Source organism: Mycobacterium innocens (assembly GCF_900566055.1).
GTDB lineage: Bacteria > Actinomycetota > Actinomycetes > Mycobacteriales > Mycobacteriaceae > Mycobacterium > Mycobacterium innocens.
In genome coordinates, this window is sequence record NZ_UPHQ01000118.1 from 1 (window position 1) to 13,423 (window position 13,423).

Sequence of the window (13,423 nt, forward strand, 5' to 3'; positions counted from 1 at the left end):
TGTCGGGGTAGTGCGGGGGGGCCGGGTGGGGGTGTGGCACGGTGATTCGGCAGCCATCCATCTGCTGTTCGTCGCGATCGAGCGCTGCGGGGCCGTCGTCGTCGGGCTCGGCGCGCGTGCCGGCCCTCGCGAAGTCGTGCCGATTGTGCGCGATACCCGGCCGAAAATCCTGATCAGCGACCGGCAGCGGAGCCACGCTGCTGCGGGTGTGGCCGCCGAATGCTCGGTGCCGTTGCTGGTGCTCGGCCGGCGCGGGGGAGCGCCGGCGCTGAGCGTCGAGACCAAACCCGGGGCGCTGGACATCGACTGCCGGCTCGGACCCGACGACGTCTTCCTGATCAACTCCACCTCCGGCACCACGGGACGGCCCAAATGTGTGGTGCATACCCAAAACCGTTGGCACTACTTCCATCAGAAGGCCGTCGCTCATGGGTTGTTGACCTCTGACGACGTGTTCCTGCCGGTCATCGCGACACCGTTCGGGTTCGGGATCTGGACCAGTCACACGACTCCGATCCATCTTGGCGCCACCGCGGTGATCCTGGACCGGTTCACCACAAGGGCGGCGGCGCAGGCGATAGCCGACCACCGGGTCACGGTGCTGTGTTGTGTCAGTACGCAGTTGACGATGCTGATGGCCGACGCCGGGTGCCGGAATTACGACCTGAGCTCGCTGCGTGTCGTTTTCACCGGCGGTGAGGCGGTGCCGTACCGGCCGGCCGCGGAGTTCGAGGAAATCACCGGAGCCAAGATTTTGCAGTTCTACGGCTCCAACGAGACCGGGCTGCTCAGCGGGACCACGCTGGATGACGAGCGGCAACGCCGGCTGCGGACCGCTGGACGGGTGGTGCCGGAGATGTCGGTCCGGCTTTTCGACGGGGATCGCGACGTCACCGCGGCCGGCCGCGGCCAGCCCGCCTGCCGGGGACCGGCGACCAGCCTCGGCTATCTGGACGGCACCGGCCACGACCAGCTGTTCACCACCGACGGGTGGATGCGCATGGGTGACCTCTGCGAGATCGACGCCGAGGGGTACCTGACTGTCGCCGGCCGGATCTCCGAGTTCATTGTGCGCGGCGGCAAGAACATCAGTGCGGCGCAGGTCGAAGATGCCGTGTTGACCCATCCGTCGATCGCGGTGGCCGCCGCGGTCGCGATGCCCGATCCGGTGTTCGGTGAAAAGGTCTGCCTCTATGCCGAACTCGTCGGCTCGCACACCCTGGAGCTGGCCGAACTGGTGGATCATCTGCTGGGCTTGGGCTATTCCAAAGAGCTACTGCCCGAGCGACTGATCGTGGTCGACGAACTGCCTCGTTCCTCGGGCGGCAAGGTCGCCAAAAGCACGCTCCGCGACGACATTCGCGCCAGGATGGAGGTCGATGATGAACACTGCTGAGCCACGCCCGGGCGGTCTGGAGGTGTGGGCGCCGGCCGCGATGCCCCCGATCGGAGTCGAGCTGTCCGACGAGCAGGCGCTGGCCGTGGCCTTCCGCCACCTCGCCGCGATCGGGTTCGCCGAGAACATGGCCGGACACATCACCTGGCAACCCGACGGGCACACCGACATGTTGGTGAACCCGTGGGGGCTGTGGTGGCAGGAGCTCACCGCGTCGGATATCTGCGTGGTGGACGCCGACGCGCGAGTGGTCCGCGGCCGGTGGGATGTCACCCCGGCGATCCAGATCCATACCGAACTGCACCGCGTCCGGGACGACGCAAGGGTGGTCATCCACAACCACCCCTACTACGTGTGTGTACTGGCCGCGCTGGGCAGGCTGCCCGAGCTAGTGCACCAGACCGGCTCGCTATTCCTCGACGATCTGTGCCTGGTCGACACCTACCACGGTGAAGTCGACAGCGCTTCCCGCGCAGCGGATCTCGCGGCACACATCGGAGACGCCAACCTGACGATCCTGGCCAACCACGGCGTCATCGCAACCGGCCGCAGTCTGGCCGAGGCCGTCTACCGCGCCGCCTCGATCGAACGGGTGTGCAAGCTGGCCTACGACGTCATGCTCACCGGCAAGGAACCCGCGCAGATGAACTGGGCGGACATGGCGGGTATGCAACGCTCGCTCATCGAACGCGCCGCCGACGTGTACTGGGCCGGCGCCGCGCGAATGACCATCAAGGCTGATCCAGAAGTTCTGAGCTGAACGACCATGAAATCGATCGATGAGCTGGCCACGGACCCGAACTTCACGACCGCCAAGACCGGCGCGGATCGGTCGGTGACGTTTCTGCCCGACCCACCGCGGGCACAACGCCACTACACGGTGATCTCGGTCGACGACCACATCGTCGAACCGCCGGATACCTTCACCGGACGCGTGCCCCGCAGGTTCGCCGACCGAGCACCACGTGTCGTGGACACCGCCGAGGGTGGACAGACGTGGGTCTACGACGGTCAGGCGTTGCCCAATGTCGGCTTCAACGCCGTGGTGGGGCGGCCGGTGGCCGAGTACGGTTTCGAGCCGGTGCGCTTTGACGAGATGCGCAGGGGCGCATGGGATATCCACGAGCGCATCAAAGACATGGATCTTAACGGCGTCTACGCCTCGCTGAACTTCCCGTCGTTCTTGCCCGGCTTCGCCGGCCAGCGGCTACAGCAGGTGACCAAGGATCGCGACTTGGCGCTGGCGTCGGTGCGGGCATGGAACGACTGGCACCTCGAGGTGTGGGCCGGGTCGTATCCGGACCGGATCATCGCCTGCCAGTTGCCCTGGCTGCTGGATCCCGAATTCGGCGCGACGATGATCCGTGAGAACGCCGAGCGTGGCTTTCACGCGGTCACGTTCACCGAGAACCCGGCGATGCTGGGGTTGCCGAGCATCCACTCGGACCATTGGGATCCGATGATGGCGGCGTGTGCCGAAACCGGGACCGTGGTGAATCTGCATATCGGGTCGTCGGGTTCGTCGCCGTCCACCACCGACGACGCGCCGCCCGATGTCGCGGGTGTGCTGTTTTTCGCCTATGCCATTTCGGCTGCGGTCGACTGGTTGTACTCGGGTCTGCCCAGCAGGTTCCCCGATCTCAAGATCTGTTTGTCGGAGGGCGGAATCGGCTGGGTGGCAGGGCTGTTGGATCGTCTCGACCACATGCTGAGCTATCACCAGATGTATGGCACCTGGCAGGCCATGGGTGAAAGCCTGACTCCGGCAGAGGTTTTCACCCGAAACTTCTGGTTCTGTGCGGTGGAGGACAAGTCGTCGTTCGTCCAGTATGACCGCATCGGTGCCGACAACATCATGCTGGAAGCCGACTATCCGCATTGTGATTCGACGTGGCCGCACACCCAACAAACGATCCACGAACAGATCGGCGGGCTGCCCGAACCGGTGATCCGCAAGGTCACCTGGGAGAACGCCGCGCGGTTGTACCGTCACCCGGTGCCCGCCGACATCCGGCGCAACCCCGACGCCTTCTGACCCCCGGTCCCGGTCAGCCCATGTCGAGATCGGCTTCGGCGCAGTAGACGCCGAGCAGGTCGCGAGCCGAAACGATCCCGGCGGGCATACCGTCCTGCTCCACCAGAACGTGACGGATGTAGCGCTGCATCATCCAGTTGGCCACCTCGTCGACGGTCGCCTCGGCGTCGCACCACACCAGCTTGGTGCTGGCGATGTCCAGGGCCCGCACAGTATTCGGGTCTTTCCCGGCGGCCACGACCCGGACGATGTCGCGTTCGCTGACCAGCGCGGCGGGCCGTTCGTCGTCGCCGATGACAATTGCCCCGACGTTGTCGGCGACCATCGCGTTGGCGACGTCGGCCACGGTGGCGTCGGCGACGACACGGGCCACCGGGTCACCGGTAACGGTGGAAATCGGAAGCGATCCGGCAGAAGGAAGGGTAGTCACGCCACCATCTCACCCGGCCCCGCCCGCGCGTTCTAGTGACTTGAGTCCTCAAATCTAGTGGCCTTGGTACCGGTGCGAGTGCCAGGCCGGCTCGGCTGCCGGGCTACGTGACCCAATCGGGTTGCTGGGCAACGTCGACGGCGGAGAAGTCTTTGTGTCCCAGGCCCGCCACGGTGCCGCCGTCGACGACGAATTCCGAGCCGGTGGAATAGCTCGACTCGTCACTGGCCAGGTACACGACCAAGTTGGACACCTCCTGCGGTTCGGCGGCGCGGCCGAGCGCAGTTTGGAACAGATCCTCGGGCACCCATTGCGTCATCGGCGTCCTGACCAGTCCGGGATGAATGGAGTTCACCCGGATTCCGTTGACTCCGAGTTCCACCGCCGTCGACTTGGTCAACCCTCGCACCCCGAACTTGGTCGCGGTATAGCCGTGGGAGGCCATGGTGCCGGCCAGCCCTTCGATGGAGGAGATATTGATGATGGATCCGCGGCCGGCGGCTTTCATGGGCTTGACGACCGCGCGGATGCCCAGGAACACGCCGGTGAGGTTGACGTCGAGAATCCGCCGCCATTCCGACAGCGCGTAGTCCTCGATGGTTCCGATGTTGAGGATGCCGGCGTTGTTCACCAGAATGTCGAGCCCGCCGAACCTGCTCAGGGCCGCCTCGACCGCCGCCTCCCACTGATCGGGATCGGTGACGTCGAGGTGGATGTAGTAGGCCGCGTCTCCGATGTCGGCGGCCACGGCGTTGCCCTCCTCGTCGAGAATGTCGCCGAAGACCACCTTGGCGCCCTCGGCCACCAACGCCCGAACGTGAGAGGCGCCCATTCCCCGGGCGCCCCCGCTGACAAGGGCGACTTTGCCGGTCAGTCGGTTTGGCATTCCCTGATACTTCCACGATCCCATCCGCGAAGACCACCGCCCTCGCCGGTGAGCAGTCGGCTTCGGTACGCTCGGGACCGTCCGCACGCTGGGCCGGTGAGATTCGGAGATTGGTGGGCAATCGTGGCGCCTCCCAAAGTCGACTTCAGTTCGGTCGGTTGGGGTTCGGTGGAATGGACGAACTTGGTGACCCTGTATTTGCGTGCGTATGAAAGTCGTTCACGTAAGCCCATCCTGGGTGATGGGGCGGCCGCCGAAGCAGTGGATCGGATCGACTACGACTTCAAGCGGATACATCGCACCTCGCTGCCCGCCACCAATCAGTATCTGGTCGTGCTGCGTGCCAAGCGGCTCGACGACTGGTGCGCTGATTTCCTTCGACGGCATCCCGATGCGGTTGTGCTGCACCTCGGTTGTGGGCTCGACAGCCGCGCATATCGTCTTGCGATCCCCGCTTCCGCGCTCTGGTTCGATCTCGACCAGCCGAGCGTCATCGACTTGCGCCGCCGGCTCTACGACGAAACGGACAACTACCGCATGATCGGCTCGTCGGTGACCGATCCCGGCTGGCTGCAGCAGATTCCGACCGGACGTCCCACACTGGTCGCCGCCGAAGGGCTGCTGATGTACCTTGCCGAAGGCGATGTGCGGCAGCTGTTCGCGCGCCTGACCGACCGGTTCGAGCACGGCGAAATACTCTTCGACACCATCTCGCCGATGGGTCCCCGGCTGTCGAAGATATTCACCAAAGGCATCGTCAAGTGGGGCATCGGCGATGTCCGAGACATTGAACAGTGGAACCCGAGGCTGCGTTTCCGCGAACAGACCTCCGCACTAGCCAGCTATAAGAAAATCGAGGCGACCCCGGTGCGGTTGATGTACCGGCTGCTGCATGCGACGCCGTTCGGCGACTACGACGTCTTGAACCGCTTCGAATACTGAGCCGCCGGATCGACTAGCGTCGAGCGAGTGGAACTAACCGGCAGGACCGTGCTGCTCACCGGCGCGACCGGCGGCCTCGGACGAGCGATCGCCGCGTCACTCGCCGACCGCGGCGCACGACTGATCCTGAGCTCCCGCAAACCGGCGGAGCTGGACAAGCTCGCGGCTTCGCTGAGTGGACTCGACCATCGAACGGTCGTCAGCGACCTGTCTGAATCCGGTGCCGCAGTTGCCTTGCTCGCCGAAGCGGGGGAGATCGACATCCTGGTCGCCAATGCCGCGCTGCCGGCCTCCGGAAAACTCGACAGCTTCACTGCCGAGCAGGTAGAGCGTGCGCTGCGGGTCAACCTCGAGGTGCCGGTACAGCTGACGCGCGAACTGATTCCGGTGTTCACCAAACGAAGGTCTGGGCACTTCGTCTTCCTCTCGTCGATCTCTGGCAAGGCCGCCACACCGCGCGCCTCGCTCTATGCGGCAACGAAATTCGGCATCCGGGGCTTCGCGCTGTGCCTGCGCGACGACCTGCGACCGGCCGGGGTGGGCGTCTCGGTGGTCAGCCCGGGGGCTATCGGTGGCGCCGGGATGTTCGCCGATTCGGGTGCCGCCATGCCGCCGCTGATCGGCACCGGCACGCCCGAACAGGTCGGAACGGCGGTAGTTACCGCCATCGAGCGAAATCGCGCCGAGGTCACTGTGGCCCCGCTGCGTCAGCGGGCGCTGGCCCGGTTCGCGGCGAACGCCCCCGAGATGTCGTCGCGACTGGCCGGGGGGATCGTCGCCAAGGCGGCGGACGAGATCGCGGCGGGTCAGACCGACAAGCGGTAACGGCGCGGCGGCAGCGAACCTCGCTTACGTCAAGGCCGTTCCGTGTCAGAACGGGGGCGGTTCGTCGTTGGTGTCGGGCGGGGCGGGTCCGGTTTGGCCGGTGTGTTCGGTTTGTGGGGTGGTGCGGGCGTAATGGTTGTGGCGGCGTTCGGTGGCGATGCGTTGGGCGCGGTCTTGGGCGCGGGTGCGGCGGCGTTTGGGCATCATCGCAGTGCGCTGGGTGAAGTAGTCATTTGGTGGTGCGGTTTCCGGTGTGGGCAGATCGGTGGTGGGTGCGCACAGGCGGGGAAACAGCAGCGCACTGCCCGGGGTGGTGACATAAGTGTGCCCGGTCGGGGAGGTCAGGATCAGGGTGCCGCCGGGCAGCTGCATGTCGCGCCAGCCCCAGAAGGTTTTCAACAGATGATGCGTGCGGCAATAACACCTGAGATTGGCCGCGTGGGTGGGCCCGCCGCCGGCGGCGTAGGGAATCGAATGGTCGATATCGCAATCGAAGGCCGGGCGATCACAGTTGGGCCAGCGACACGTCAGATCGCGGCATCGCACGAAATCGGCCAAAACCTTCGACGGCACATACCCCGGCTCCGGGTCGCTGTCGGCGGGGTGGGTCAGCGGTATCAGTTTGGCCGAGGCGGCTAACTCGGCCACCAATTCGGGGCCGATGAGCCCGTCAGCACAGACTTCGGAGGCCGGCGTCTGGGCGCGCCCGTCGAGGCTGGCCTGCTCGGCGATCACGTGGATTATCACCGGGGATGCTGCCGGCCGTTTTCCGGCCGCGCAGTCGGTACGCCCGCAGCCACACCCCAGCCGATCCGCCCCGGCGGCCAAGGCCCCCAACGCATCGGCGCGGCGCTGGTCGCGGGTGCGCGGGTCATGGTCACAGACCGTGGCCGCCAGCGCGGTTAGCCGCTTGTCCAGCGCGTGGGCATCGGGGGTCAACAGGGTGCCCTCGATCTGGGAAATACCGCCGATACCATCGTCGATGCGGATCTGGCGCTCGGTCTGCTGTTGTTTGCGGCGCCGCACCGCATCGGCGTCGGCGTTGGCCACGATCTTGTCGACCAGGGCGCCCAACCGGCCCCGGCTGAGCGACGGGCAGCGCGGCACCAGCGCCGCCAGCTGGGCATCCACGCCGGCCAGCACCTGGCGATCCTCGATCAGCTCGGTGCGATAGGCCAGCGTTTGAAACGCCCGGTAGTCGATGTCCCCGGTCTTAAACAGCTCGGCGACCTGCGGCAGCCGCTCACGCATCACCCGGGCATAGCGCAGCCGGCTGGCCGCTAGGCCCTGGCTGATCCGCAACGCCGCCCCGACTTCGGCGGCCAGCGCCCCATGGTGTCGATGGCCCAGTCCTCGGTCTCTGAACACCGGGAGAGCCGATAGGCAAACAGTTCCCCGATCGCGCTCAGCTGTGCCGCGGCGGCCCGATTCTCTGCCCGCCCCGCCGCACATATCCGATCCACCAACCTCGCCGACTCGAGGGTTTTGGAGGGATGACGGCGCTCAAACCACTCATCCATCTCAGCGACCTCACCGGGCCGGTACTCGAACATACATTCGATTATGCCACAGCCGGCGGATAACACCGGGTGTTCAACGTCAGGCTGTGGATAACCCGCAAGGTTCGCGGCCTTACGTCAGCTCAGTCGAGCATGGATATCGTCGGCGGTGAGCACCCAGTAGCCGTAGCCGTAGCAACTCTTCAATTTCGGTCACGCCGACTCCCGGTAGCTCATTCGGTGCTTGCCGAAGCGCAAGCGCTACGACAACGGATGATCTTGGTGCGGTTCACAATTCACGACTTCGGCAATGACCGTTTGGTGTCACTCACGTCGACGCGCATCGTCGCCAGGCTCGACACCGCATCTCGGGTCCAGATTGTCCAGCAGGCACCCCGTTATGCATGATGATGGCATCCTTGCCTGGTGGGACTGCTGTTTCGGCTGCTCGAGTTGCTGGTGCTGGCCGCGCCGGTGATCGGCGTGATCTATGCCGGCATCCGGGCGCTGTCGTCGCTGAATAGGCAACGGGAGGCTTCGAGTGATCCCGCTGAATTTGCGGCGGCTGATTCGCGTGAGATCGGCAATCATGCATCGCACTGGCGCGCGATACGACGCGCGATCGATGCGCACGACCACACCGATGCTCGCTGGCTGGAGTACGAACTCGATCCCGCCAAGCTCCTCGACTTCCCGGCCATGACCGACATGCGAGATCCGCTGACGACAGCCTTTCACAAGGCCAAACTGGCGGCCGACTTCCACCGGCCGGTTCGTGCGGAAGATCTCCTCGGGGACCGGGAGGGCGCGCGACAGTACCTCGACGCTGTCGAAAGCTATGTGACCGCGTTCAACGCCGCGGAAGCAGAGGCCATTCGCAAAGGCAGGAGCGACTTCTCACGGGAGGAACGGCAGCGCCTGGCGCGTGCCCAGAGCCTATTGAGGGTGGCGGCCGACACTTCCGCGACGCAGCAGGAGCGACAGCGCGCATATGGTTTGGCGCGCACCGAACTCGACGGCCTCGTCGTATTGCCGAGCAGCATCCGGGCCAGCATCGAGCGCGGAATCGCCGGCGAAATAGACGGGTAACCTCTCGTGGCCGAGTCGGGTGGCCGAAGGGCCCAACCCTCTTCGGCCACCCGACTCGGCGATCAACCCGCGTCGCTGTGCAGGCGCACCATCCGGGTGGTGCTGCTCTCGTCAAGGTCGACTACGTCGCTACGGGAGCGCAGAAAGTCGCTGAATGACTTGAAGCCCAGCGATTTCTCGCTGAACGAGGGGTCCATCCGCTTCATCTGGGCCTTGACCATCGAGTTGTGCTGCCAGTCCGCGTCGTCCTTCTCCTGGCCGATCCGAAGCGCCCGTTCGAGCAGTCTGGTGGCCGCGGCCTGCGGATCCGGTGCGGTCGGCTCCTCGTCCGGCTCCGCGGCGCTGGCATGGCGTCCTCGTTTCTTGGGCTGCGCCGCCACGACGGTGGTGGATATCCCGGGCAGCGTGTCGTAGGTGACGAACTCGTCGCAGGCGGCGGCCAGCGACCGACTGCTGGCGCCGGCCACGCCGATGCCGACGACATACCGGCCCAGCCGCTTGCAACGCTGCGCGAGCGCGATGTAGTCGGAATCGCCGCCGACGATCACCACGTGAGTCAGGTCGGGTAGCCGGAACATATCCTCGACCGCATCGACGGCCAGGCGAATGTCGGCTCCGTTCTTGCCGTACGCGGCTGCCGGGAACAGTTGCACGAGATCGACCGCGCGCCCGACCAGCTGGCCGTGGTAGCGGGCGTTCACCTCGGCCGACCAATCCGCGTACGCACGGGTGAGCACCAGGGTGCCGAACGACGAGGCGAAGTCCATGATCGCGCCCAGGTCGACGGTCGCCGCCCGCAACCGCTCCGTGTCCAGCCCCTTGGCCTTGTCCTTTTGGAAGGTGCCGCGTCCGTGTACTTGGTCGTAGCGCGAGATCACGATGTTGTCGAAGTCGAAGTAGACGGCCACGCGGCTCGCGCTGGAATCGGTCATGATCGTCATCGTGCCGTGTGCCACCACCAAATGGCATCAGAACGGAGTGACAGTGAGCGCGACCAGGCGCATTGCAGCCATCGTCGGGGTGCATAACACTCGCCAGGGGCGCCGCCTCGACGGCGAAACCTCCCGCAGTCTGGCGGTCAAGGCTATTCGGGGCGCCCTCGATGACGCCGGCCTCGACCTCGAAGACGTGGACGGGATCAGTGCCGGCGCATTGTCCACGGCACTGATCTACGACCTCCGCCTCGGGCCCGCCTGGCAGGGGCTGGGGTTCGGGATCGGCATGATCACCGAGGCCGTCACCGCGATCGAGCACGGCATGGCCGACGTGGTGGTCCTCGTCGCCGCCCAGGCGGGTGAATATCGCGAGCACGCGGCCACGGCGCCGTGGACCCGGCCGGAGAACGAGTTCGTGGCGCCGTGGGGGATGTTCACCGCCGCCGAGTTCGCACTCATCGCCCGTCGCCACATGCACGTCCATGGGACCACCCGCGAGCAGCTGTCCATCGTTGCGGCCACCATCCGCAACAACGGCTCGCGAAACCCGGAAGCCGTTTACTACCAACGCGGACCGTTCACCCCCGAGGACATCACCGCATCACGGCTCATCGCCGAGCCCTTTCACCTGCTCGATTGCGCCACCACCTCCGAGGGAGGCTGCGCCCTGGTGGTGGCGAACCTGGACAAGGTGCAGGTCGCCAGACAGCCGATCTACGTGTTGGGAAGTGGCGCAGATCATTACGGTCCGTCGTATCAGCACCCACCGGCATGGGACCTCGCGGGCCGGCGCGGTGATCCGGTCAATGGCGTGGTGGGCAGCCGTGCGGCCGATCGTGCGTTCGCGCATTCCGGGCTGCGTCGTGACGAGGTCGATGTGCTGGAACTCTACGATCCGTTCTCGTTCGAGATCATCCGTCAGCTGGAAGCGTTCGGCTTCTGCGGCCCGGGAGAAGGCGGACCGTTCGTCGCCGACGGTCACATCGCCATCGGCGGCAGCCGCCCGGTCACCACCGACGGCGGAACCATGTCCTTCAGTCATGCCGGGAGGAATCCGCAAATGATGCAGCGCGCGATTCGAGCGGTTCAGCAGTTGCGCGGCGAGGCCGGCGCACTTCAAGTTCCGGATGCACGTATCGCGTTGTGCAGCAACGGAGGAGCGGGTGCATTGTTCACCACGGTGCTGATCCTCGGAGCCGAACCGCGATGAGTTCGGGCGAGGTGTTGCGGCCGCAGAGCGGGCCGGTGCCGCACCCTAGCAGTCCGCTCAGCGCTCCTTTCTGGGACGGGTGCCGAGTAGGCGAGCTGCGCTATCAACACTGTCAGGCGTGCGGCGCGGCGAATTTCCCGCCGGCCGAGCACTGCCGGCAGTGTCTGTCCAAGAATCTCACCTGGATGCGCAGTGCCGGGGTCGGCGAAATATACAGCTGGACAGTGGTTTACCGGCCGGTGACAGCCGAGCTCGAGCCGCCCTATGCGCCGGCGATCGTCACGCTGGACGAGGGCTACCAGATGCTGACCAACATCGTCGGGATAGCACCGGCGGATCTGGCCATCGGCATGCGGGTGCAAGTGCAATTCCACGAGATTGGCTCTGACCTGACGCTGCCGTATTTCACGCCGTCTTAGACCGGTGTCGATCACAGCTGTCACATGTGTCTGCGCGCCGTGCGACTGATAGTGCGCCGTTCACTGTCGCGTCCAACAGCTCGACGGAGTTCTAGGCGTCGTCGCGAAACGCGATCCGGTATGCCGTGCCGCGTGGCTCGCGCACCCACAATGTCTCGCCCGCGCCGACGATTGTTGCGTCGCGGATCAACTGGCGCTTGAGCACCTTGTGCGTGGCGGTGCTGGGCAGGTCGGCGGCGATGCGGACGTACCGTGGCCTGGCCTTGGGGGACAGGTCGGGCTGTGCGTCGAGGAATGCTTCGAACGAGCCGGGGTCGAAGGCGCGGCCCCGGTGCAGCACGACCGCGGCCATCACCTGGTCACCGACATGCTCGTCCGGCACCGCATAGACCGCTACTCGGTTGATAGCGGTGTGGCGCAACAAGATTCGTTCTATCGGCGCAGCCGCCAGATTCTCGCCGTCCACCCTCATCCAGTCGCTGGTGCGGCCGGCGAGATGGATCCAGCCCTGCGCGTCGCGGTAGCCGAGGTCGCCGGACCAATACATGCCGTGGCGCATCCGTTCGGCGTTGGCGTCGGGGTCGTTGTAATAGCCGCTGAAGAAACCCGATCCGGTCGTGTTGACCAATTCGCCTACGGCCTCGTCGCCGTTGAGTAGGGCACCGCGCTCGTCGAAGCGCGCAACGGGGCACTCAGTGACGGTCTCGCTGTTGTACACCGCGACTCCGGGGGCGCCCTTACCGATCGAGCCGGGCGGAGTTCCGGGTTCACGGATCACGATGACCGCGTTTTCGGTCGAGCCGAAGCCGTCTTCGACCTGCACCGCGAAGCGACGCGCGAACTCCTCGATGTCCTTCTCGTTGGCCTCGTTGCCGAACGCCACCCGCAGCGGATTGTCGGCGTCGTCCTCGCGCTCCGGGGTGGCCAGGATGTACGCCAGCGGCTTGCCGACATAGTTCATGTACGTGGCGTGGTAGCGGCGGACGTCGGCCAGAAAATTAGTGGCCGAGAACTTTGCCGGCGCAATGGCCGCGCCGGACACCACCGCGGGCGCCCATCCGGCGACCACGGCATTGGAGTGAAACAGCGGCATGGACACATAGCAGGTGTCCTGCTCGGTGAGCGCGAAGCGCTCGGTGAGGCTGCGCCCGGCGAACATCGGCATCAGCTGCGACACCTGCACCGCCTTGGGGCTTCCGCTGGTGCCGGAGGTGAAGATCATCATGAACGGGTCCGTCATGTCGACCTGGCGATGCGGGACCAACGGACCGGCGGCGGCCACCAATTCGGCCCACTGCGGTGTCGCGGTGTCGAGAATCCGGGTGCCGGCCAGGTCCAAGCCGTGCAGCAGGTCGCGGTGTTCGGCGTCGGTCACCACGATCTGGCAGTCCGCCTTTCTGATGTCGGCGGCCAGCGCCTCGCCCCGGCGGGTGGTGTTCAGGCCGCACAGTACATAGCCGCCCAGTCCGGCCGCCGCCATCTGGGCCAGCATCTCGGGTGTGTTGCCCAGCAGAGCACCGATGTGCATCGGCCGGCCCGGATCGGCGGCGGCGATCAATGCCGCGGCGCGCGCCGCTGACTCCGCCAGATACTGGCGCCAAGTCCATTGCAGATCATGGTATTTCACGGCGACCGACGAATCGGATGCGCGCTGTTGCAACAGCGTTTGGATGGTGTCAGTCATGGCTTGTGGTCCTCCGTTCATGCGGGGCACCCCGTGTGAGCCGGCCAGCGATGCGGCACCGCTCACCATGCCG

At 65.8% G+C, this 13,423-nt stretch carries 12 protein-coding genes and 1 pseudogene; 8 read left to right on the forward strand and 5 right to left on the reverse strand.

Annotated features, from left to right (window positions below; translation table 11 throughout):
• The 3 genes from EET03_RS12950 to EET03_RS12960 all read left to right on the forward strand — a co-directional run.
• The coding region (locus EET03_RS12950) for a class I adenylate-forming enzyme family protein (RefSeq protein ID WP_122508771.1) at window positions 1-1,396 on the forward strand (1,396 nt) is incomplete at its 5' end.
• Complete coding sequence (locus tag EET03_RS12955; RefSeq protein ID WP_075543449.1) at window positions 1,383-2,156, forward strand: class II aldolase/adducin family protein; 774 nt, start codon at window positions 1,383-1,385, stop codon at window positions 2,154-2,156. The genes EET03_RS12950 and EET03_RS12955, both read left to right, overlap by 14 nt.
• Window positions 2,157-2,162: 6 nt before the next feature.
• Window positions 2,163-3,431, forward strand: coding sequence for an amidohydrolase family protein (locus EET03_RS12960; protein ID WP_075543450.1), 1,269 nt, complete (start codon window positions 2,163-2,165; stop codon window positions 3,429-3,431).
• A gap of 13 nt (window positions 3,432-3,444) precedes the next feature.
• Here the strand turns inward: EET03_RS12960 and EET03_RS12965 are convergent, their stop codons facing one another.
• Both EET03_RS12965 and EET03_RS12970 read right to left on the reverse strand, forming a co-directional pair.
• A complete protein-coding gene (locus EET03_RS12965; RefSeq protein ID WP_075543451.1) occupies window positions 3,445-3,861 on the reverse strand; it encodes a CBS domain-containing protein in 417 nt (138 codons plus the stop codon).
• A 103-nt stretch (window positions 3,862-3,964) separates the two neighbouring features.
• Window positions 3,965-4,747, reverse strand: a complete 783-nt coding sequence (locus tag EET03_RS12970) for an SDR family oxidoreductase (RefSeq protein ID WP_075543473.1) — start codon at window positions 4,745-4,747, stop codon at window positions 3,965-3,967.
• Window positions 4,748-4,867: 120 nt separating this feature from the next.
• On the opposite strand from EET03_RS12970, the gene EET03_RS12975 reads away from it, so the two are divergent.
• Window positions 4,868-5,689, forward strand: coding sequence for a class I SAM-dependent methyltransferase (locus EET03_RS12975; RefSeq protein WP_075543474.1), 822 nt, complete (start codon window positions 4,868-4,870; stop codon window positions 5,687-5,689).
• Window positions 5,690-5,716: 27 nt separating this feature from the next.
• Window positions 5,717-6,514 carry an SDR family NAD(P)-dependent oxidoreductase gene (locus EET03_RS12980; protein WP_099193521.1) on the forward strand — a complete coding sequence of 266 codons (798 nt, stop codon included), beginning with the start codon at window positions 5,717-5,719 and terminating at the stop codon, window positions 6,512-6,514.
• Between the two features lie 45 nt (window positions 6,515-6,559).
• Here the strand turns inward: EET03_RS12980 and EET03_RS12985 are convergent.
• Window positions 6,560-8,067, reverse strand: a pseudogene (locus EET03_RS12985) (HNH endonuclease signature motif containing protein).
• 372 nt (window positions 8,068-8,439) lie between these two features.
• Here EET03_RS12985 and EET03_RS12990 point away from each other — a divergent pair.
• Entirely contained in the window at window positions 8,440-9,102 is a 663-nt protein-coding gene (locus tag EET03_RS12990; RefSeq protein WP_075543452.1) for a hypothetical protein, read from the forward strand.
• Between the two features lie 62 nt (window positions 9,103-9,164).
• Here EET03_RS12990 and EET03_RS12995 read toward each other — a convergent pair whose 3' ends face one another.
• Window positions 9,165-10,034: an NYN domain-containing protein gene (locus tag EET03_RS12995; RefSeq protein ID WP_099194180.1), complete on the reverse strand. Its 870-nt coding sequence runs from the start codon at window positions 10,032-10,034 to the stop codon at window positions 9,165-9,167.
• A 52-nt stretch (window positions 10,035-10,086) separates the two neighbouring features.
• On the opposite strand from EET03_RS12995, the gene EET03_RS13000 reads away from it, so the two are divergent.
• Window positions 10,087-11,247 carry a thiolase family protein gene (locus EET03_RS13000; RefSeq protein ID WP_075543476.1) on the forward strand — a complete coding sequence of 387 codons (1,161 nt, stop codon included), beginning with the start codon at window positions 10,087-10,089 and terminating at the stop codon, window positions 11,245-11,247.
• Entirely contained in the window at window positions 11,244-11,666 is a 423-nt protein-coding gene (locus tag EET03_RS13005) for a Zn-ribbon domain-containing OB-fold protein (protein WP_075543453.1), read from the forward strand. Before EET03_RS13000 ends, EET03_RS13005 begins: the two co-directional genes overlap by 4 nt.
• Before the next feature lie 91 nt (window positions 11,667-11,757).
• Here EET03_RS13005 and fadD1 read toward each other — a convergent pair whose 3' ends face one another.
• Window positions 11,758-13,350, reverse strand: a complete 1,593-nt coding sequence (gene fadD1 / locus EET03_RS13010) for a fatty-acid--CoA ligase FadD1 (protein WP_075543477.1) — start codon at window positions 13,348-13,350, stop codon at window positions 11,758-11,760.
• Between the last annotated feature and the right edge of the window lie 73 nt (window positions 13,351-13,423).

Excerpts from the sequence above, each read along its gene's own strand:
- EET03_RS12970 (WP_075543473.1), bottom strand. The coding sequence starts at position 4,747 with ATGCCAAACCGACTGACCGGCAAAGTCGCCCTTGTCAGCGGGGGCGCC.
- EET03_RS13005 (WP_075543453.1), top strand. The coding sequence starts at position 11,244 with ATGAGTTCGGGCGAGGTGTTGCGGCCGCAGAGCGGGCCGGTGCCGCAC.
- EET03_RS12995 (WP_099194180.1), bottom strand. The coding sequence starts at position 10,034 with ATGACCGATTCCAGCGCGAGCCGCGTGGCCGTCTACTTCGACTTCGAC.
- EET03_RS12955 (WP_075543449.1), top strand. The coding sequence starts at position 1,383 with ATGAACACTGCTGAGCCACGCCCGGGCGGTCTGGAGGTGTGGGCGCCG.
- EET03_RS12960 (WP_075543450.1), top strand. The coding sequence starts at position 2,163 with ATGAAATCGATCGATGAGCTGGCCACGGACCCGAACTTCACGACCGCC.
- fadD1 (WP_075543477.1), bottom strand. The coding sequence starts at position 13,350 with ATGACTGACACCATCCAAACGCTGTTGCAACAGCGCGCATCCGATTCG.